We start from the raw sequence: 21,548 nt of genomic DNA, 5'->3' as shown, positions 1-21,548 counted from the left end.
AACTTATTGCAAAAGAGACTAAGTTAAACTGAAAAATGGGGCTTTACACCCCATTTATTTTGTAACTAATTACAGATCAAACTTCACTTCATCAAGCAATTTAATCGCCGCTTTATGATATTGCGCTACTTGGTCTAACGACACATCATCAGCTTTAAAATCACCCCATGATGCCACTAGCTCTGAACGCTTAACACCCGCTTTAACTGGGTACTCATAGTTCACTTCAGCATACATTTGTTGTGCAGTGGTGGTCGTTAAAAATTCCATTAATTTAAGCGCGTTATTTTTATTTGGCGCATACTTCGCCATTGCCATACCGCTGACATTAACGTGAGTACCGTTACCTTGTTGGCCTGGAAAGTTAATTTCAACCGCTTCTGCCCATACTTTTTGGTTTGGATCGTTAACCATTTTGCCTAGGTAGTAGCTGTTACCAATGGCGATATCACATAAACCTTCTTTCACCGCTTGTACTTGACCACGGTCATTACCTTGAGGCTTACGTGCTAAATTCGCTTTCACACCTTCAAGCCAAGTTTTAGTTGCCGCTTCACCATTATGCGCAATCATCGCTGAAACAAGTGAAACGTTATACGGGTGCTTTCCTGAACGCGTACAAAGTTTACCTTTCCATTCAGGCTTAGCTAAATCACTGTAATCAAAAGATGCGGGTAATTTACCGACGCGATCTTTTGATGAATAAACATTACGAGAACGCAGTGTTAGTGCAAACCACTCATCTTCATTATCACGAAATTGTGCCGGAATATTCGTATCAATAACTTTGCTATCAACAGGCTGAACCAACTTTTTATCCGACAATTCCACTAAACGGCTAATATCGGTTGTCAGTACCACATCCGCAGGACTGTACTCACCTTCTTGCTGGAGTTTTTCAGCAATGCCTTCTTTAGCAAACTTAACGTTAACCTTAATACCCGTCTCTTTGGTGAACTCATTAAACATTGGCTCAACAAGGAAAGGCTGGCGGTATGAGTAGACATTGACTTCTTCCGCCGCTGTCGCGATTTGAGGTGCGGTCAAACCGAAGAAAACAGCGGTAGCTAAAAGTTTTTTCATTGCTAAATCCCTTAATGCAAAATGTAATGATAATGTTTCTCACTTAGATTAATGCAGATTATACGGCTTTCATCTTTGAACACAATCGAGCTGTAACACTTCATTACAAAAAAACGCCATCGCGAAGGATGACGTTTTTTAAACTTTAATAGCACTTAAATGCAGTTGTTATTGCTATTTTACACTGACAAACTCGGGATAAGCATCAACACCACAATCATGTGAATCCATACCTTCAAGCTCTTCATCTTCACTGACACGAATACCAATAGTGAATTTCAATATTCCCCATACCACTAAGCTTGCACCAAATACCCAGCTAAAGATAACCGCAGCACCAAATAGCTGAGTCATAAATGCAGCATCTGAATTACTTAACGGCACCATCATTAAGCCAAATAAACCACACACTCCATGAACAGAAATCGCTCCCACCGGATCATCCACTTTTACTTTATCAAAGCCAATAATACTAAACACCACTAATGCGCCAGCAACACCACCAATCGCAACGGCAGCTAATGGTGATGGTGATAATGGGTCAGCAGTAATGGCAACCAAGCCGGCCAATGCGCCGTTAAGAATCATAGTAAGGTCAGCTTTACCCCATAAGATTTTACACACCGCAAGTGCAATAATCGCACCAGCAGCAGCGGCAGCATTAGTGTTTAAAAATATTTGTCCAACAGCGGTCGCATTCTCAAAATCAGACAGCATTAACTGTGAACCACCGTTAAAGCCAAACCAACCAAACCATAGAATAAATGTACCGACAGTAGCTAAAGGCATGTTTGACCCCGGTATCGGGTGTACCTCACCATTTTTACCGTATTTGCCCTTTCGAGCGCCAAGCAGTAATACACCTGCTAATGCTGCAGCAGCACCTGCCATATGAACGATACCAGAACCAGCAAAGTCACTAAAACCCGCTTCAGAAAGGAAACCACCGCCCCATGTCCAATAACCTTCAACCGGATAAATAAAACCAGTTAACACCACTGAAAATAATAAAAATGACCACAACTTCATACGCTCAGCAACCGCGCCTGATACTACTGACATTGCGGTAGCAACAAAGACGACCTGAAAAAAGAAATCGGATTCTAAAGAGTGATCTGCGCCTTCAGCTTGAGTACCAATTAATGCGCCAAATGAGGGTAACCAACCACCGCCGCTGTTATCGACATACATGATGTTATAGCCGACTAATAAAAATGTCGTACACGCAATGGCGTATAAACAAAAGTTCTTGGTGAGTATTTCAGTAGTATTTTTTGAACGGACTAAACCTGCTTCTAACATGGCAAAACCTGCTGCCATCCACATCACTAATGCACCTGAAATCAAAAAGAAAAATGTATCGAGTGCGTAGCGTAATTCAATTACTGTCGTTGATAATTCCATGGTAACCTTCCCTTTATACCTGTGTTTATGATCCTATATCCATGCTGCGACTAAAGTGCTTCTCTGTCTACTTCTCCTGTTCGAATACGTACTGCATGTTCAAGATCATAAACAAATATTTTGCCATCACCGATTTTTCCTGTTTGTGCAGCCTTGCTGATAGCATCAACAATATCATCCAAATTTTCTGCCTGAGTCGCGATTTCTAATTTTACTTTAGGTAGAAAATCAACTTGGTATTCAGCGCCACGGTATAATTCGGTATGGCCTTTTTGACGCCCAAATCCTTTTACTTCTGATACTGTCATTCCTTCAACACCGACAACTGCCAATGCTTCGCGCACATCATCTAATTTAAAGGGTTTGATAATCGCATTAATTATTTTCATGATTTGCTCCTTACTTTCAATGTATTCCCCATTATGATTAAACAACAAACAATCATCGTGCCAACTATTTAACTCACTGTTTAATAAAGAAATGAAAAAACAAATCACCATAAACAAAAAAAGGCCGCACCATATAGGTGCAGCCTTTTCACTGTAATATAGCATCTAACGGCTACTGATAAATAACCTGATTAAAAACGGGTCACAAATGCTCGCCAAGCTCCTAATGCTTGCGCTAAATCTTCAAAACCACACACCGACATACTTTCTTCATCATAAAAATGAAAATCTTCTTCAAAATCTTCATCTTCTTCAGAAAACAGACAGTTAGCTTGAACTAAAGCTTCGTTATCTTGTAAGCATAACGTCAGTTCATCACCCGCTAATCGCCATTCTTTGGTGCTATTTTTCAATGCACTAAGTTGATCTATTACCATATCTATTTTTTCGACATCCTTGCCAAGCTCGTCAATGATCCAATGGCCTAATACCTCATGGCCCATTGAAAAAATGGCATGATAACTACCGTCCAAGGTATTTTTTTTAAATTCGTAATCCATACCTTTAGTACCCCATCTCTGATCATCTTAGTTGTTAACTGCTACACTGCTCGCAGAATGTGCTTGGCGCCCATTGTCAGGATCTCTCACTAAAATGCAACTCATCTCTCGCAACTAAATAGTTATATCCCTTTAATTCACTGACTCTCACTATTTAACAAGGCTGATTAATTATGAAAATTATTATTGCTCCTGACTCATACAAAGAAAGCCTGACCGCAATGGAAGTGGCAACAGCAATTGAAGCAGGGTTTCGCCAAGTGATGCCAACGGCTGAATACATTAAATTACCAATGGCTGATGGCGGTGAAGGCACGGTGCAATCACTGGTTGATGCCAGTAACGGCACCATCATAGAACACGCAGTTACAGGTCCTTTGGGAGCCCAAGTTAACGCCTTTTTTGGCCTCATGGGTGACGGTAAAACGGCGGTTATTGAAATGGCGGCGGCGTCCGGCTTGCAGCTTGTTAGCCCTGATCTGCGCAATCCAATGCTCACGACGAGTTATGGTACTGGCGAGTTGATTCTAGCGGCACTGGATCACGGGGTTGAACATATTATTGTTGGTATCGGTGGCAGTGCGACCAATGACGGCGGTATCGGTATGGCGCAAGCACTTGGCGTACAGCTATTAGATAGCAATGGTCAAGCGCTTAAGTTTGGTGGTCAAGCATTAGCACAACTGGCGACGATTGATATCACAACGGTCGATCCTCGTCTTGCCAACATAAAACTGGAAGTGGCGTGTGATGTTGATAATCCCCTTTGTGGTAAAAAAGGTGCATCACATATTTTTGGCCCTCAAAAAGGAGCAACACCAGCAATGGTTGCCGCGCTTGATCAGCATCTCGCTCACTATGCCGCCATTATAAAACGTGATTTAGCTATCGATGTTAAGGATACAGCAGGAGCAGGTGCTGCTGGCGGTATGGGCGCAGCGTTATTAGGCTTATTTAACGCCCAATTACGATCAGGGATCGAGATTGTGATCGATGCGGTTAACTTAAACGAAATAATTAAAGATGCAGATCTAGTAATCACTGGTGAAGGACGGATTGATAGCCAAACTATTCATGGTAAAACGCCGATTGGCGTCGCACGTACAGCCAAGAAATACCATAAACCCGTAATTGGTATTGCTGGTTGTTTAAGCCAAGATTGTGGCGTGGTTTATGATCATGGTATCGATGCGGTATTTAGTGTTGTTACCGCAGCGATGAGCCTTGAGCAAGCCTTTAGCAATACAGCAATCAATATTGAATTAACCGCCCGTAATGTAGCAGCAATGTATTGCTTGAACCGATAATGTATTGATTGAATGACAAATAATTAAGCAATACCAATAAAAACGCCGCGATTATTCGCGGCGTTTTTCGCTCTTTATTTTTATTCAATAACCGTTACATCAACAATAATGTCGATTAAACCGGTTGCTGAATAATCACTTCATCGGCTTTATTGGTGTATTCAGCCATACGATCAAAGTTCAGGTAACGATAAGTATCCGCCGCCGTCGCATCGATTTGCTGCGCATAGGTTAGGTACTCATCCATGGTTGGAATACGACCTAGAATAGCCCCCACCGCAGCCAACTCAGCCGAGGATAAATAGACGTTAGCGCCATTACCTAAACGGTTGGGGAAGTTACGGGTCGAAGTCGACATCACCGTTGAGTTATCTTTTACTCGTGCTTGGTTACCCATACACAATGAACATCCCGGTGTTTCAATACGCACCCCTGCACGACCAAAAATACCGTAATAGCCTTCTTCTGTAAGCTGGTCTTTATCCATCTTGGTCGGTGGTGCCACCCATAATCGAGTATCTAGTTGACCACCAAATTTCTCAAGTAACTTACCTGCTGCACGGAAATGACCAATGTTAGTCATACATGAACCGATAAATACTTCATCAATCGCGGTTCCTGCCACCTCAGACAATAAACGTGCATCATCAGGATCATTAGGCGCACACAGAATTGGCTCTTTAATGTCAGCTAGATCAATCTCGATCACATGCGCATATTCAGCATCTTTATCTGCGGTCATTAGTTCAGGATTTGCTAACCATGCCTGCATCGCTGTAATTCGGCGCTCAATGGTACGACGATCACCATAGCCTTCAGCGATCATCCACTTCAGCATTACAATATTTGAGTTTAAATATTCAGTGATCGATTCTGGCGACAATTTAACGGTACAGCCAGCAGCACTTCGCTCTGCCGATGCATCAGAAAGCTCAAACGCTTGCTCAACCGATAAATGCTCAATCCCTTCAATCTCAAGCACACGACCTGAGAATTCATTGATCTTGCCTGATTTTTCAACCGTTAATAGCCCTTGCTGAATCGCAAAATAAGGAATCGCATGAACCAGATCTCGCAGGGTGATTCCCGCTTGCATCTCACCTTTAAAACGTACCAGAATAGATTCCGGCATATCAAGCGGCATCACGCCCGTTGCCGCAGCAAATGCCACTAAACCAGAACCCGCAGGGAATGAAATACCTAATGGGAAACGAGTATGTGAATCGCCCCCCGTACCAACGGTATCTGGCAATAACATGCGGTTAAGCCATGAGTGAATAACACCATCTTTAGGACGTAATGCCACTCCACCACGATTCATAATAAAATCAGGCAATGTATGGTGCGTATTAACATCAATCGGTTTTGGATAAGCAGAAGTATGACAGAAAGACTGCATGGTTAAATCGGCTGAGAAACCTAAACAGGCTAAGTCTTTCAGTTCATCACGCGTCATGGGGCCGGTGGTATCTTGCGAACCAACGGTAGTCATCTTCGGCTCACAATAGGTGCCAGGACGAACCCCTTCAACACCACACGCTTTACCGACCATCTTCTGCGCTAAGGTATAACCTTTACCGTTATCTTTAACGGCCACAGGACGACGGAACACATCAGATGCAGGTAAGTCTAACGCTTGACGAGCACGATCGGTTAGGCCACGACCAATGATCAATGGAATTCGCCCACCCGCACGCACTTCATCAATCAAGACCTCGGTTTTTAGTTTAAAGGTTGAGACCAATTCATCGTTATCATGACGACGAACTTCACCTTTAAACGGATAAACGTCAATCACATCGCCCATAGCAAGTTTTGTTACATCAACTTCAATCGGCAACGCACCAGCATCTTCCATAGTATTAAAGAAGATCGGCGCGATCTTACCACCAAGCACGTAGCCACCAGCACGCTTATTAGGTACGTAAGGAATATCATCCCCCATAAACCATAGCACTGAGTTAGTTGCTGATTTTCGTGATGATCCGGTTCCGACCACATCACCGACATACACTAATTGATGACCTTGTTGTTTAAGGGTCTCAATTTGCGTAATCGGACCAATCATTCCCACTTGATCGGGTGTGATCCCTTCACGTTCAATTTTTAGCATCGCTAATGCATGCAACGGAATATCAGGGCGTGACCACGCATCAGGCGCAGGAGATAAGTCATCAGTATTGGTTTCGCCACTGACTTTAAATACGGTAAGAGTAATTTTCTCAGCAAGAGCTGGCTTAGATAAGAACCACTCAGCATCAGCCCATGATTGCATCACTTGCTTGGCAAAAACATTGCCAGCCTTAGCTTTTTGCTCAACATCATAGAATGAGTCAAACATCAGTAAAGTATGTGATAGCGCACTAACAGCGATAGGGGCAAGTTCAGCATCATCAAGTAATGACACCAATGGTTCGATATTGTAACCACCTTGCATGGTTCCTAATAACTGCGCGGCCTTGGTTTTGTCAACTAATGGCGATTGTGCTTCACCAGTAGTGATTGCAGCCAGAAAACCTGCTTTTACATAAGCAGCTTCGTCCACTCCAGGTGGAATACGGTTTTCTAATAAATCCAGTAGTGCCGCTTCCTCACCTTGTGGTGGGGTTTTTAATAGCTCAATCAGAGCGGCAACCTGTTCAGCATTGAGAGGTTGAGCAACAACCCCTTCTGCCGCACGCTCTTCGACGTGTTTACGGTAGGCTTCAAGCACGACATATTCCTCTTATATTGGCTCGACGATAACGCCGAACATCCTTGGAAGTTAAATGATCTCTCACTGATCAGTCATTGCGATTTAATCTATACCTGACATCTTAACGGCTAATTAGAGATCAAAACTGTTAAATACCATAGCATTTTTAACCTAAAATTAAAATAAATCGATGTTTTACAACATTCACAGTTTTAATAAATATCGCCTCAGTCACCGCTAAATTACCGCTCAATATTGATAACCCTGCCACTAAATCTCGTGTGACAAGTATCAATATTCCTCACTAAAGTTAGCGCTAGGTCATATTGCGCGCCATAAATCACTAAAGTTTTTTCATAAATACGCCGATACATAAGCCTGTATTTTCATTTCACCGACCATCATGACGTAACCACGTATGGTCTGTTCATTTGCTCATAAATATAAGCCGTCTTATGAATTACAAACATTTAAGCATCAAATCAAAACTGATCATCGCCATCACCATGGCGGTACTCGCTTCAACGACCTTAGTCAGTGTCCTCAGTCAAAGCCAAGTTCGCGCAGCCATTACCACTCGAATCTTAGACTTAGAATTACCCTCGATCTTGTTGCAAATTCGTAATAACGTCGAAAAAGAAGTCACTCAGTTACAATCAGCCGCAGAGCAACTGGCCAATAACAGCTACGTTATCGACAGTGTGTTAGCCACCAAAGCACCACAAGATAAAACCCGCTTAGTCAAAGAATTACGTAATATTCAGAATCAATACCAGTTATTAGATGTCTCTATTGCTAACCGCCACAACGGCGATTACTGGAACCAAAATGGTTTTTTACGCCAGCTGACCCCTCAACAAGATCAATGGTTTTTTGACGCGATTCAAGCGAACCACACTCGCAGCCTCAGCATCTTTAGAGAAAAAACCGGTGAGGTAAAGCTGTTTGTTAACTATCAACAACCACTGGGGGATACTTTAGCGGGACTCTCTAAATCCCTTGATGATATGGCGAGTTTTATTAGTCAATTTAAAATTGAACAAACCGGATTTGTCTATTTAGTCGATAGTAAAGGCACCATTAAAATCCATCGCGATAACAATAAAATGCTGGAACATAATTCAATTTCAACCTTGTTTGATTCAACCATTGCCGCCACCTTATTAAACAAACAAAGTTTCAGTGTAATTGAAACAAAAAATAACAATGAAGGTGTCTTTTTAGCGGCGAGTTACATTCCCGCTATGGATTGGTATGTGATTGGCGAACTTCCCAAAAAAGAAGCCTTTGCTGCCCTCACGACTATTCGTAATCAAGTTATTTTATTTACCGCCATTATTGCTGCAATCTTTATTATTATCGCTATTTTTCTCGCCAGCAGTATTACTCGCCCAATTAAAAATCTAGCATTAATGTTTAAGAATCTTGGTGAAGGCGATGGTGATTTACGCCACCGTTTAAACGTTGAAGCTAATGATGAAATTGGACAATTATCATCAGGATTTAATGGCTTTATTGGCAAGATCCACCATTCAGTGATTGACGTTGCAGAAACGGGGAACGCCCTTCGTCAAGCGGCAGAATCAGTGGCTTCTCAAGCTCAATTAACCCTTGATAATAGCCATAGCCAACGCGATAGAACCTTATTGGTTGTAACAGCAATCAATGAAATGGGAGCAACGGTTAATGAAATTGCCAGTAATGCCGCTCTCGCCGCCGAATCGACTCAACAAGCCGAACAGCAAACCCATGATGGTCAGCAAGTGGTGAGCGAAGCCCGTAATACTATTAATCAGCTGTCATCCGATATCGGTCAGGTCAGTGATGTGATTGATTCATTAGCCAATAACACCCAATCTATTGGCAGTATTTTAGATGTGATTCGAGGAATTTCAGAACAAACAAATCTATTAGCATTAAATGCAGCTATTGAAGCGGCACGAGCGGGAGAACAAGGACGCGGGTTTGCCGTGGTTGCCGATGAAGTTCGCAATCTTGCTAGTCGAACAGCAACTTCGACTGATGAAATTCAAACAATGATTAACCGCTTACAACAAGAGGCATCAAATGCCGTTAGCGCAATAGAGCAAAGCCGTCAGCTATCAGACAATGGCGTCTCAGCATCTGATCAAGCCTCCACCGCTTTAATTTCCATTGCGGATCGCATTAGCTTAATTGCCGATATGAATACTCAGGTCGCAACCGCAACCGAAGAGCAATCAATTGTGGTGCGCGATATTAATTGCAATATTGAAGAGATCAATGAAACCACCCAGTTAACCGCCGAAACAGCGGCGCAACTGGCAGATTCTAGCCAATCATTACGCCAACTTTCACAGCGTTTGGATGATATGGTCGGCACCTTTAAATTGTAATTATCAACCTTAAATCGCTATTGGTTTACGAAGCTATAGCGAACAAAACTATAGCGAACAAAACTATAGCTAACAAAAAAGCGCCATCAGGCGCTTTTTTATTTACAGAACATTAAGCGAGAATTACTTCTTACGCTTTACTGCTTTTGCATTTGGCAGGTCAGTGATTGAACCTTCAAATACTTCTGCTGCAAGACCAATTGATTCATGCAATGTTGGGTGAGCGTGAATTGTTAATGCGATATCTTCCGCATCACAACCCATCTCGATCGCTAGACCGATTTCACCTAATAATTCACCACCGTTAGTACCTACGATAGCACCACCGATAACACGGTGAGTGTCTTTATCGAAGATCATCTTCGTCATACCATCAGCACAATCAGATGCAATAGCACGGCCAGATGCAGCCCATGGGAATGTTGAAACTTCGTAGTTAATACCTTCAGCTTTTGCTTCTTTCTCAGTCTTACCTACCCACGCAACTTCTGGCTCAGTGTAGGCAATTGAAGGAATAACTTTAGGATCGAAGTAGTGCTTCTTCCCTGAAATAACTTCAGCGGCTACGTGGCCTTCATGCACACCTTTGTGAGCAAGCATTGGTTGACCAACAACGTCACCAATCGCATGAATGTGAGCAACGTTAGTACGCATCTGCTTATCAACGTGAATAAAGCCACGCTCATCAACATTGATACCCGCTTTCTCAGCATCGATTAGCTGACCATTTGGTACACGGCCGATAGCAACAAGCACTGCATCATAACGTGTAGGCTCAGCGGGTGCTTTTTTGCCTTCCATTGAAACGTAGATACCGTCTTCTTTCGCTTCAACTGCTGTCACTTTCGTTTCAAGCATGAGGTTGAATTTCTTAGAAATACGCTTAGTGAAAACTTTAATGATATCTTTATCAGCTGCTGGAATAACTTGATCGAACATCTCAACAACGTCGACATCAGAACCTAGCGCGTGGTAAACCGTACCCATTTCAAGACCGATGATACCGCCGCCCATAATCAGTAACTTTTGAGGTACTTCTTTAAGCTCTAGCGCATCTGTTGAATCCCAAATACGTGGGTCTTCATGTGGAATGAAAGGCAGTTTAATTGGGCGTGAACCCGCAGCGATAATTGCATTGTCAAATGTGACTGTCGTTTGACCGTCAACACCTTCAACAACGATTGAATTAGGGCCAGTAAATTTACCGTAACCGTTAACCACGTTAACTTTACGCATCTTAGCCATTCCGCCAAGACCGCCAGTAAGTTGGGTAATTACTTTATCTTTCCATAGACGGATTTTATTGATATCGGTTTGTGGCTCGCCGAAAATCACGCCATGCTCTGCCATCGCTTTTGCTTCTTCGATCACTTTAGCTACGTGAAGCAGAGCTTTTGATGGAATACAACCGACGTTAAGACATACGCCGCCAAGAGTATTAAATTTTTCGATTAGAACCGTATCTAGACCTAAGTCTGCACAACGGAATGCCGCAGAATAACCAGCAGGGCCTGAACCCAACACCACTACCTGGGCTTTAATTTCTTTGCTCATCATGACCTCGTTGTAAGTCTTTTATCCCTAACAGGCTATCAGCTATGCTGTACTTTTTTAATGCTAAATTCACCGTCAAATTGAGTAACAAGTTTACAGACCTGTTAACAACATGAAAAATAAATTACTGCAGCCTGTGAGCTAAACAACAATTCCATGCCTACAAACGGTAGGCATGGTGTTGTGGATGTGAAACCTTATAGTACCAAACGACGGATGTCAGATAGACAACCATTTAAGTAAGTAATGAAACGTGCACCTTCAGCACCATCAATCACACGGTGATCGTATGATAGTGATAATGGCAGTTGTAGACGCGGTTCAAACTCTTTACCGTTCCATACTGGCTTCATTTCAGACTTAGATACACCAAGGATACCTACTTCTGGCGCATTCACGATTGGTGTGAACGCAGTACCACCTAAACCACCTAGGCTTGAGATAGTGAAACAGCCACCTTGCATATCTGATGCAGTTAGCTTACCAGCACGTGCTTTCTTAGAGATAGTCATTAGCTCTTCAGATAGCTCGTAAATACCTTTCTTGTTCACGTCTTTAAATACAGGAACAACCAAGCCATTCGGTGTATCTACCGCGATGCCGATGTTGATGTATTTCTTCAAAATCAAGCTCTCGCCATCATCTGATAGCGAAGAGTTGAATGAAGGGAACGCTTCCAGTGCTTTCGCAGCCGCTTTAAGAATGAACACCAGTGGCGTGATTTTCATGCCAGAGTCTTTCTTCGCTTCGATAGCGTTTTGGTCTTTACGGAATGCTTCAAGCTCAGTGATATCTGCATTATCCCACTGTGTAACGTGGGGAATCATTACCCAGTTACGGTGCAGGTTAGCGCCAGAAATCTTCTTAATACGAGACAGAGGCTTAACTTCTGTGTCACCAAACTTGCTGAAGTCAATCTTCGGCCAAGGTAGTAGACCCAGAGCTGCGCCATCGCCTTTACCTGAAGCCGATGCTGCAGCACCAGACTCAAGACGCTTAAGTGCATCTTTAACAAAGCTTTGAACGTCTTCTTTCAGAACGCGGTTCTTACGGCCAGTACCTTTTACTTTCGCAAGGTTAACGCCAAACTCACGTGCTAGACGACGCACAACAGGTGATGCGTGTGCATAATCGTTGTTTTCTTCAAAGTCACCCGTCGTTGCTGCTGGTGCCGCTTGAGCAGGAGCTGCTGCAACTGGTGCAGGCGCCGCCGCTTGAGCAGGAACTGCTGCAACCGCAACTGGTGCTGCGCCAACAACGTCAAAGATCATGATTAATGAACCAGTAGAAACCTTGTCGCCAGCAGCGATTTTGATTTCTTTGATAGTACCTGCAAATGGTGCAGGAACTTCCATTGATGCTTTGTCGCCTTCAACAGTAATTAGAGATTGCTCTTCTTCTACTGTATCGCCAACCGCAACCATGATTTCAGTTACTTCAACTTCATCACCGCCGATATCAGGCACATGAACTTCTTTTGCTGCTGCAACAGCAGGTGCTGCCGCTACAGGTGCTGCTGCTTGAGCAGGAGCAGCTACTGGCGCTGAACCAGCAACTTCAAAAATCATCACTAGTGAGCCAGTTGAAACTTTATCACCCGTTGCGATTTTAATTTCTTTTAGTACACCAGCGAACGGTGCAGGTACTTCCATTGATGCTTTATCGCCTTCAACGGTAAGTAGTGACTGCTCTTCTTCGATGCTGTCGCCGATAGCAACCATGATTTCAGTGACTTCAACTTCATCACCACCGATATCAGGCACATGTACTTCTTTAAGCTCAGCTGCTGCCGCTGCCACAGGTGCGGCAACTGGTGCTGCTTCTGCTACAGGAGCTACTACCGCTGCGCCTTCAGCTTCAAAGATCATGATCAATGAACCAGTAGAGACTGAATCACCCACCGCGATTTTAATTTCTTTAACGATACCCGCTTGTGAAGCAGGCACTTCCATTGATGCTTTATCGCCTTCAACAGTGATCAGTGATTGCTCTTCTTCAACCTTGTCGCCAACGCTAACAAGAATCTCAGTTACTTCAACCTCATCCGCACCGATGTCAGGTACATTAATTTCGATTGCCATTATATTTGCCTCTTACGCGTATAGCGGGTTGATCTTGTCTGCGTCAATGTTGAATTTAGCAATTGCATCTACAACTACAGAATTCTCGATGTCACCACGTTTTGCCAATTCAGAAAGTGCTGCAACAACAACGTAGCCAGCATTAACTTCAAAGTGACGACGTAGGTTTGCACGGCTGTCTGAACGACCGAAGCCATCAGTACCCAGTACTTTAAATGACTCAGAAGGCATGAACGCGCGAACTTGTTCTGCGTAGTTCTTCATGTAGTCAGTCGCAGCGATTGCAGGCTCAGAACCCATAACCGTTGTGATGTAAGCTACTTTCTGCTCAGCTTGTGGGTGCAGCATGTTGTAACGCTCAACATCTTGACCATCACGAGTCAATTCGTTGAATGATGTTACTGAGTAAACATCAGACGCAACACCGTAATCATCACTTAGAATTTGAGCCGCAGCACGGACTTCATTCATGATAGTACCAGAGCTCATTAGCTGAACTTTGTTGCTACCAGCGTAAGATTCTAACTTGTAGATACCCTTACGAATGCCTTCTTCCGCGCCTTCTGGCATGCCAGGCATTGCGTAGTTTTCATTCATTACTGTTAGGTAGTAATAAATGTTCTCTTGGTTTTCACCGTACATGCGACGAATACCGTCTTGCATGATAACCGCTAGCTCGTAAGCAAACGTTGGGTCGTAAGAGATACAGTTAGGCACTGTGTTAGCCATGATGTGTGAATGGCCATCTTCGTGCTGAAGACCTTCACCGTTCAAGGTTGTGCGACCAGCAGTAGCACCTAATAGGAAGCCACGTGCTTGTTGGTCACCTGCCATCCACGCCATGTCGCCAACACGTTGGAAGCCGAACATTGAGTAGTAGATGTAGAACGGAATCATTGGTAAATCGTTGGTGCTGTATGATGTTGCAGCAGCAACCCAAGATGCCATTGAACCTAATTCGTTGATACCTTCTTGCAGTACCTGACCTGAGTTTGCTTCTTTGTAGTAAGAAACAACGCCACGGTCTTCTGGAGTGTAAGTTTGACCCGCTGGGTTGTAGATACCCACTTGACGGAACAGACCTTCCATACCAAATGTACGTGCTTCATCACAAATGATTGGCACGATATTCTTACCAATATTCTTATCTTTCAATAGAATATTAAGCGTACGAACGTAAGCCATTGTGGTAGAGATTTCACGCTTTTGCTCAACCAGCAATGGTGCAAACTCTTCTAGCTCAGGTACTTTAAATTCTTGAGTGAACTTAGGGCTACGCTTAGGTGTGTAACCTAATAGTGCTTCACGACGAGCGTGTAAGTAGTTGTACTCTGCAGAGCCTTGTTCAAGCTCTAGGTAAGGCAATGATTTAATTGCTTCGTCAGAGATAAGATCTTGTAGACCTAAACGATCACGTAGGTATTGAACATGAGTCATGTCCATTTTCTTCACGCCGTGAGCGATGTTCTTACCTTCTGCTGCTTCACCCATGCCGTAACCTTTAACAGTTTTAGCAAGAATAACAGTCGGTTTACCTTGAGTATCTTTTGCATTAGTAAACGCAGCAAATAGCTTAGATGAATCGTGACCACCACGTTTCAGCTCAAAGATTTGCTCATCTGTCATGTCAGCAACCAGTGCCGCAGTCTCAGGGTATTTACCAAAGAAGTGCTCACGTACATAAGCGCCATCTTTAGATTTAAATGTCTGGTAATCACCATCGATAGTTTCGTTCATTAACTGAAGAAGCTTACCAGTAGTGTCTTTTGCGAGTAGTGAATCCCAGTTGTTACCCCAGATCACTTTAACCACATTCCAGCCTGCGCCTTTAAATAGGCCTTCTAGCTCTTGAATGATCTTACCGTTACCCATAACCGGACCATCTAGACGCTGTAGGTTACAGTTGATAAGGAAACATAAGTTATCTAGCTTCTCACGCGCAGCGAAAGAAATCGCACCACGTGATTCTGGCTCATCCATCTCGCCGTCACCTAGGAACGCGTAAACACGTTGCGCTGAAGTGTCTTTAAGACCACGGCCTTCTAAATATTTAAGGAAACGTGCTTGGTAGATCGCAGAGATAGGACCTAGACCCATAGATACCGTTGGGAACTGCCAGAATTCAGGCATTAACTTAGGGTGTGGGTATGAAGGAATACCTTTGCCATCAACTTCTTGACGGAAGTTATCAAGCTGATCTGCTGTTAAGCGGCCTTCAACGAAAGCACGAGAGTAGATCCCTGGAGAGATGTGACCTTGGTAATAAACCAAATCGCCGCCATCAACGTCATTAGGTGCGCGGAAGAAGTGGTTAAAACATACTTCGTAGAAAGCAGAAGCAGACTGGTAAGACGCCATGTGGCCGCCTAGGTCTAAATCTTTCTTCGATGCACGCAATACGATCATGATCGCGTTCCAACGGATAATAGAACGGATACGACGCTCTAGCGTAGTATCACCTGGGTACGCAGGTTCTTGCGTCGCAGGAATCGTATTAATGTAATTAGTGTTGATGCCTGTTGCCATATCAACACCATCTAAACGTGCTTTATCCAATACTTGCTCTAATAAGTACTGTGCGCGCTCAACACCTTCTTCACGGACTACTGATTCAAGAGCTTCTAACCAATCTTGAGTTTCCAGTACATCCACGTCACTCTTCATGACTTCAGACATGCGATCTATCCTTTCGTTATAATCAACTAAACTAACAATGTCGCGACTTGCAAATGGCCTTTGGCTGATGAAAGAACCCTAGTCAAGCCCGTCCTTGCGTTGCTGGATTCGACGGAGAGAGCGTTGACGCCTGCTATCTTCTCGAGATAAATCCAACAAAGTTTCCTCAATGTAAGCCAAATGTGCGTGGGATGCTTCACGTGCCTTTTTCGGCTGTTTTGAAACAATCGCCGCAACAATATTGGCTCTGTGCTTACTCACCTTATCCACCACCGCTTGGTGACGATTAAGGTATTCAAAATTCTGTAATACGTTCTGTTCTAACAGCGGTGCTAAGCTGCGAATAATGTGTAATAACACCACATTATGTGCCGACTCGGTGACAGCAATAAGGTATTGCATCACTGCCGCGGCTTCTGCGGCTAAATCACCTTGTTGTTGTGCTTGCTGAATCCGCACATGACAATCTTTAATACGATCGAAATCATCATCATTACCACGCAGGGCAGCATAATATGCCGCTAATCCCTCTAGCGCATGGCGCGCTTCAACTAAATCTAATTGTGTTTCTGGGTGTGCGGCTAATAAATCGAGCAGTGGCTCAGAAAAACTTTCCCACAAATTTTCGGTTACAAATGTGCCGCCACCTTGACGACGCGTCAGTAAATGTTTGGCTTCTAAGCGCTGAATCGCCTCACGAACTGACGGGCGAGAAACATCAAATTGCTTTGCTAGTTCACGCTCAGGAGGCAGTTGTTGTCCCGGAGATAACGTCCCTTCGACAATCAAACACTCAAGCTCTTTTTCGATAGCCTCACAAAGTTTGGGTTGGCGAATACGTTTATAGGTCATTATGATGAATGCTTCTTATAATTAATCTGCTTCATAACAAAACTAACAATACAGGTAATTGGTATTACCAATTTACTGACGTAGAAAGTTTACAGAAATAATCATGAAAGTCCACATTCAACTTGATTGAAATCATAGAACTCTCATCCGTTAACACAACTTAAACATATATGATCACGCCACATAACAACCAATCAAACACTAAGCCACCAACTAAATTCAATCCTGCTGCTAGGTAAAAGACGGTTTAGATAAAAAGCCTATGATTTATCAGTACTAAATTAACCAATCTATTAATAATTCACCTCTTACAATTGGGCTTTATAGCCATGCCAATCAAACACTAATCCAGGGTCAGTTTTACGTCCAGGCGCAATAAATTCATGCCCGGTAATTCGCTGGCGCGTAATAGCAGGATACTGCAGCATTATTTTTTGGGTAAGAGTGGCTAATGTTTCATACTGATTAGGGGTGAAAGGCAAATAGTCACAACCTTCAAGCTCAATGCCAATCGAATAATCGTTACATTTATCACGCCCTTCAAAACAAGAAACTCCCGCATGCCATGCTCGCGCATTAAACGGTACGAACTGAATAATACTGCCATCACGACGGATCAAACAGTGAGCCGAAACGCGAAATTGATGAATTAATGCGAAATAAGCATGCTCGTTAGGATCCAGCTGCCCGGTAAATAACTGTTCAATATAAGGCCCACCAAATTCACCCGGTGGCAAACTAATGTTATGTACCACCAGCAGTGAAATATCATCATCAGGGCGAGTATCGTAAAATGGTGATGGCACTTGCTTTACGTTATCAAGCCAATGGTCGCTGTTGATTGTTAGAGTCATAAAAATCTCAGGTTATAGAAAAATAATATCGAGTATCGAATATCGAGATGAAAATTAAAACCTCTGTCCTCGAAAACTATTTTTTTTCCCTGTATGCTTTTGCTATCACTCGCGGTAATTCACTTACCGGCAAACTCTTGCTATGGATACGACATGACGACTATGGAACAGAAACACGACAGCAGTGCACGCCTTACTTACCTTAAACAGCAATTACCGCTAGAAATTACCCGCGCCGTTGCTGATACTCTGCGTGAAGATTTAGGTGGTGAGATTGATGCTAGCCGTGACATTACTGCTAATTTAATTGCCGCGAATAGTCACAGCACCGCCACTATTATTACCCGTGAATATGGCGTTTTTTGTGGTCAGCTGTGGGCCGATGAAGTGTTTGCCCTATTGGGCGGTGAAGTGGTGATTGAGTGGCAGGTTGCCGATGGCGAGGTAGTCAAACCCAACCAAGTATTATGTACCCTAAGTGGCCCATCGCGGGTATTGCTCACTGGTGAGCGTAATGCGATGAACTTTATTCAAACCTTATCAGGCTGCGCCACCCTTACCGCCGAATATGTAAACCAACTACAAGGCACCAACACCCGTTTATTAGACACTCGCAAAACCGTTCCCGGCTTGCGCAGCGCCCTCAAATACGCGGTCAGTTGTGGTGGCGGTTTTAACCACCGCATTGGCGTGTTTGATGCCTATTTAATCAAAGAAAACCACATCATGGCTTGTGGTGGCATTGAAAAAGCAATCGCCACTGCCAAGCAATTAAACCCCGGCAAACCGGTAGAAATAGAAACCGAATCACTCGCCGAATTAGAACAAGCGATTGCCGCTGGCGCAGATATTATTATGCTAGATAACTTCAGCCTAGAGATGATGCGTGAAGCGGTAAAAATTAACGCCGGCCGCGCGGCGTTGGAAAACTCTGGTGATATTACTCTGAATAATATTCGCGAATGTGCATTAACAGGTGTAGATTATATTTCAGTCGGTGCGCTAACCAAGCATGTGCGGGCAATGGATTTGTCGATGCGGTTTGTATAACCCACCCGTCATTGCCGACAATGAATGCCGAGCCCACCCCGTCATTCCCTACAGCGAGGTTACGAGCGAGATAGGGAATCTACCATCAGCGCGTTGTGACATTGATGTTTGCCGTATAATATTAACGTGTTTTCACTGATGTATTTGAGGCTCAAACGTCAACCCGTCATTCCCTACAGTGAATGCCCGCGAGGGCGATAGGGAATCTACTCACAGCGCGTTGTAGCGTTAATATTTTTTTACTGCTATCTTTGAAGTTCAATCACACGATAAATAGATCACAGATAATAACCTCTTCTGCACAACTAGCACTTACTGATCGCTACTCACTCCAACCACTTTTCTGCGCCCCAACTCCAGTCCTATTTTGCAACTGCTGCAACAATGGCATAAATAATTCAACCTGTGCCGAGCAATACCACCACTGTTATTCAATCAAGCAGTTAAGCCTTTTATTCTAGTTCCACAGCACTACCCTTTTGTCCATGTTGGACGACTTAAAACCTTCAAGGAATGGAATATGAAAAAGCAACAAGGCTTTACCCTTATTGAATTGATGATCGTAGTAGCGATCATTGGTATTTTATCTGCTTTTGCTATACCAGCATATTCAGATTATACACAGCGTACTCGTGTTGCAGGTGCTGTATCTGCTGTAACTGGTTATAAAACAGCAATTGCATTATGTGCTCAAGAGCGAGGACAACTTACTGGATGTTCTGCTGGTTCTAACGGGATTCCAGCAGCCATAGCAGCTGTTGGTACAATCAATTATATATCAGCATTAAGTGTTACTGATGGTGATTTATCAATGACAACAACTGCAGTAGATACAGCAGGAACCGCTCTCACAATTACCATGAGTCCAACCTTTACAAGTGGTGTTCTTAATTGGGATTTAGATGGAACAGGTTGTACTGTTGACGGCCGCAGCATCGATTGTTCAGGACAATAATGCAAACCAACCTCGCCTCGATCCTGTTCCAAGCTGAGTTAATCAGCGCCGAACAGCAGCAGCAAATTGTCGAGTCGGTGACGGCGGAAGGGATCAATGTCCCAACCGCCATTACTCGTCTAGGTATCATGGCGGATGATGAACTGGCACGTTCATTATCACACCTGTTCAACCTCGATCGAGTGGATGTTCACCACTATGACTTTCAAGGTTGCTGTCAAAGTGTCTACCAACGTGAATTGGTGTTACGCCATCGCGTGCTGCCGCTTGCGCAAGACAATAGCACCCTTTTCGTCGGCCTTAGCGATCCTACCAATGTCGAGGCACAAGATGAATTTCGCTTCGCTATTGGTAAGAACGTTGAACCGCTATTATTAGATAATAAACAACTTGAATCAGCGATTCGCCGAGTTTACGGCAGTGATATTGGTGATGTCGGTAACAGCCGCCAAATCAGTGATGAAGATTTAGGTAACTTAATTGATATTAACGATCTTGAACTTGATGAAGCCACCGATTTAAGCCAAGACAGCGCTCCGGTTACTCGTTATATCAACCAAGTCTTAATGGATGCCCTGCGCCGTAAAGCGTCAGACATTCACTTTGAACCCTATGAAACCAGTTATCGAATTCGATTTCGTTGTGATGGTATTTTACATCAGCATTTAACGCCACCAGCCAGTTTATCGCGGCGGTTATCAACCCGTTTAAAGGTAATGTCCAAGCTCAATATTGCCGAACGTCGTCAACCACAAGATGGCCGCATCAAGCTTAAATTATCCGACTCACTGGCAATTGATCTACGGGTTTCTACCCTACCAACCTTGTGGGGTGAAAAAGTAGTACTGCGTATTTTAGACAGTTCCAGTGCCAGCTTAAACATTGATATTTTAGGGTATAGCGATGCTCAAAAGCAGGCTTATTTAACCGCCTTGCAACGCCCGCAAGGGATGATTTTAATGACGGGGCCAACAGGTAGCGGCAAAACCGTATCGCTCTATACCGGTTTAAGTATTTTAAACACTGACGAGCGCAATATTTCCACCGCTGAAGATCCAGTTGAGATCAACCTCCAAGGTATCAACCAAGTTCAAATCAATAATCAGGCTGGACTGGGGTTTGCCGAAGCATTGCGATCGTTTTTGCGTCAAGACCCTGATGTGGTGATGGTGGGTGAAATTCGCGACCTTGAAACCGCCGAAATTGCGGTTAAAGCGGCGCAAACTGGGCACTTGGTGTTATCAACCCTGCACACCAACTCAGCTGCGGAAACCATTACCCGTTTAACCAACATGGGCGTCGAAGATTTTAACCTTGCCTCATCATTAAGTTTGATTATTGCGCAGCGGTTAGCACGCCGATTATGCAGTCATTGTAAACAACCGCATCTGCTTGATGACTTAACTTGTGAACGCTTAAAACTGCCACTTAACACCAGTGTTTATCAAGCCCATAAAGAAGGCTGTGATGATTGCAACAAAGGCTATGTTGGTCGAGTGGGTATTTATGAAGTGATGCAATTTAGCCGTGAAATTGCTGAAGCATTAATGCAAAACGCCACCAGCTTACAATTAGAAGATATTGCCGCCAGCCAAGGCATGCAACGACTACGCGAATCAGGCGTCGATAAATTAGTTGCTGGCATTACTAGCCTTGTCGAATTACAACGGGTACTACAACTCTAATAACATCACTCGACTTTACTTCCCATCA

At 43.6% G+C, this 21,548-nt stretch carries 15 protein-coding genes; 5 read left to right on the top strand and 10 right to left on the bottom strand.

The features are described from left to right. Positions 1–69 precede the first annotated feature (69 nt). From Q0V26_RS07225 to Q0V26_RS07210, 4 genes are all read right to left on the bottom strand, one after another. Positions 70–1,083, bottom strand: a complete 1,014-nt coding sequence (locus tag Q0V26_RS07225; protein ID WP_297479955.1) for a Fe(3+) ABC transporter substrate-binding protein — start codon at positions 1,081–1,083, stop codon at positions 70–72. Between the two features lie 174 nt (positions 1,084–1,257). After that, entirely contained in the window at positions 1,258–2,487 is a 1,230-nt protein-coding gene (locus Q0V26_RS07220) for an ammonium transporter (protein ID WP_297479953.1), read from the bottom strand. Between the two features lie 50 nt (positions 2,488–2,537). Beyond that, the gene (locus Q0V26_RS07215) at positions 2,538–2,876 is read right to left on the bottom strand and encodes a P-II family nitrogen regulator (protein WP_297479952.1); all 339 of its coding nucleotides are present in this window, start codon (positions 2,874–2,876) and stop codon (positions 2,538–2,540) included. A gap of 191 nt (positions 2,877–3,067) precedes the next feature. Further along, positions 3,068–3,436, bottom strand: a complete 369-nt coding sequence (locus Q0V26_RS07210; RefSeq protein ID WP_297479949.1) for a YacL family protein — start codon at positions 3,434–3,436, stop codon at positions 3,068–3,070. Positions 3,437–3,609: 173 nt separating this feature from the next. On the opposite strand from Q0V26_RS07210, the gene Q0V26_RS07205 reads away from it, so the two are divergent. Next, complete coding sequence (locus tag Q0V26_RS07205) at positions 3,610–4,743, top strand: glycerate kinase (RefSeq protein ID WP_297479947.1); 1,134 nt, start codon at positions 3,610–3,612, stop codon at positions 4,741–4,743. A 115-nt stretch (positions 4,744–4,858) separates the two neighbouring features. Here Q0V26_RS07205 and acnB read toward each other — a convergent pair whose 3' ends face one another. Then, positions 4,859–7,456, bottom strand: a complete 2,598-nt coding sequence (gene acnB / locus Q0V26_RS07200; RefSeq protein WP_297479945.1) for a bifunctional aconitate hydratase 2/2-methylisocitrate dehydratase — start codon at positions 7,454–7,456, stop codon at positions 4,859–4,861. Between the two features lie 437 nt (positions 7,457–7,893). Between acnB and Q0V26_RS07195 the strand changes: the two genes are divergently transcribed. Further along, the gene (locus tag Q0V26_RS07195; protein WP_297479941.1) at positions 7,894–9,813 is read left to right on the top strand and encodes a methyl-accepting chemotaxis protein; all 1,920 of its coding nucleotides are present in this window, start codon (positions 7,894–7,896) and stop codon (positions 9,811–9,813) included. 123 nt (positions 9,814–9,936) lie between these two features. Here Q0V26_RS07195 and lpdA read toward each other — a convergent pair whose 3' ends face one another. From lpdA to ampD, 5 genes are all read right to left on the bottom strand, one after another. Beyond that, the gene (gene lpdA / locus Q0V26_RS07190) at positions 9,937–11,367 is read right to left on the bottom strand and encodes a dihydrolipoyl dehydrogenase (protein WP_297479939.1); all 1,431 of its coding nucleotides are present in this window, start codon (positions 11,365–11,367) and stop codon (positions 9,937–9,939) included. 197 nt (positions 11,368–11,564) lie between these two features. After that, complete coding sequence (aceF, locus tag Q0V26_RS07185) at positions 11,565–13,448, bottom strand: pyruvate dehydrogenase complex dihydrolipoyllysine-residue acetyltransferase (protein ID WP_297479935.1); 1,884 nt, start codon at positions 13,446–13,448, stop codon at positions 11,565–11,567. A 12-nt stretch (positions 13,449–13,460) separates the two neighbouring features. Then, complete coding sequence (gene aceE, locus Q0V26_RS07180; protein WP_297479932.1) at positions 13,461–16,124, bottom strand: pyruvate dehydrogenase (acetyl-transferring), homodimeric type; 2,664 nt, start codon at positions 16,122–16,124, stop codon at positions 13,461–13,463. Positions 16,125–16,202: 78 nt separating this feature from the next. Next, positions 16,203–16,976 (bottom strand): pyruvate dehydrogenase complex transcriptional repressor PdhR, encoded by a 774-nt coding sequence (gene pdhR, locus Q0V26_RS07175; RefSeq protein WP_297479930.1) that lies wholly within the window; start codon positions 16,974–16,976, stop codon positions 16,203–16,205. A 308-nt stretch (positions 16,977–17,284) separates the two neighbouring features. Then, positions 17,285–17,830: a 1,6-anhydro-N-acetylmuramyl-L-alanine amidase AmpD gene (gene ampD / locus Q0V26_RS07170; RefSeq protein ID WP_297479927.1), complete on the bottom strand. Its 546-nt coding sequence runs from the start codon at positions 17,828–17,830 to the stop codon at positions 17,285–17,287. Between the two features lie 162 nt (positions 17,831–17,992). On the opposite strand from ampD, the gene nadC reads away from it, so the two are divergent. The 3 genes from nadC (at position 17,993) to pilB (ending at position 21,520) form a co-directional block, all read left to right on the top strand. After that, on the top strand, positions 17,993–18,880 hold the full coding sequence (gene nadC / locus Q0V26_RS07165) for a carboxylating nicotinate-nucleotide diphosphorylase (protein ID WP_297479984.1): 888 nt from the start codon (positions 17,993–17,995) through the stop codon (positions 18,878–18,880). 520 nt (positions 18,881–19,400) lie between these two features. After that, entirely contained in the window at positions 19,401–19,835 is a 435-nt protein-coding gene (locus tag Q0V26_RS07160; protein ID WP_297479925.1) for a prepilin-type N-terminal cleavage/methylation domain-containing protein, read from the top strand. Next, on the top strand, positions 19,835–21,520 hold the full coding sequence (gene pilB / locus Q0V26_RS07155; protein ID WP_297479923.1) for a type IV-A pilus assembly ATPase PilB: 1,686 nt from the start codon (positions 19,835–19,837) through the stop codon (positions 21,518–21,520). Before Q0V26_RS07160 ends, pilB begins: the two co-directional genes overlap by 1 nt. Positions 21,521–21,548: the final 28 nt, after the last annotated feature.

Source organism: uncultured Photobacterium sp. (assembly GCF_947039875.1).
Taxonomy (GTDB): domain Bacteria; phylum Pseudomonadota; class Gammaproteobacteria; order Enterobacterales; family Vibrionaceae; genus Photobacterium.
Note: the sequence above shows the minus strand (reverse complement) of the source record. Positions and strands in the feature narration are given on the sequence as shown.

Bases quoted from the DNA above. Each gene is read 5' to 3' on its own strand.
- Q0V26_RS07220 (WP_297479953.1), bottom strand. From the start codon at position 2,487: ATGGAATTATCAACGACAGTAATTGAATTACGCTACGCACTCGATACA.
- pilB (WP_297479923.1), top strand. From the start codon at position 19,835: ATGCAAACCAACCTCGCCTCGATCCTGTTCCAAGCTGAGTTAATCAGC.
- Q0V26_RS07215 (WP_297479952.1), bottom strand. From the start codon at position 2,876: ATGAAAATAATTAATGCGATTATCAAACCCTTTAAATTAGATGATGTG.
- pdhR (WP_297479930.1), bottom strand. From the start codon at position 16,976: ATGACCTATAAACGTATTCGCCAACCCAAACTTTGTGAGGCTATCGAA.
- Q0V26_RS07210 (WP_297479949.1), bottom strand. From the start codon at position 3,436: ATGGATTACGAATTTAAAAAAAATACCTTGGACGGTAGTTATCATGCC.
- Q0V26_RS07225 (WP_297479955.1), bottom strand. From the start codon at position 1,083: ATGAAAAAACTTTTAGCTACCGCTGTTTTCTTCGGTTTGACCGCACCT.
- Q0V26_RS07205 (WP_297479947.1), top strand. From the start codon at position 3,610: ATGAAAATTATTATTGCTCCTGACTCATACAAAGAAAGCCTGACCGCA.
- Q0V26_RS07160 (WP_297479925.1), top strand. From the start codon at position 19,401: ATGAAAAAGCAACAAGGCTTTACCCTTATTGAATTGATGATCGTAGTA.
- aceE (WP_297479932.1), bottom strand. From the start codon at position 16,124: ATGTCTGAAGTCATGAAGAGTGACGTGGATGTACTGGAAACTCAAGAT.
- nadC (WP_297479984.1), top strand. From the start codon at position 17,993: ATGGAACAGAAACACGACAGCAGTGCACGCCTTACTTACCTTAAACAG.
- ampD (WP_297479927.1), bottom strand. From the start codon at position 17,830: ATGACTCTAACAATCAACAGCGACCATTGGCTTGATAACGTAAAGCAA.
- aceF (WP_297479935.1), bottom strand. From the start codon at position 13,448: ATGGCAATCGAAATTAATGTACCTGACATCGGTGCGGATGAGGTTGAA.
- Q0V26_RS07195 (WP_297479941.1), top strand. From the start codon at position 7,894: ATGAATTACAAACATTTAAGCATCAAATCAAAACTGATCATCGCCATC.
- lpdA (WP_297479939.1), bottom strand. From the start codon at position 11,367: ATGAGCAAAGAAATTAAAGCCCAGGTAGTGGTGTTGGGTTCAGGCCCT.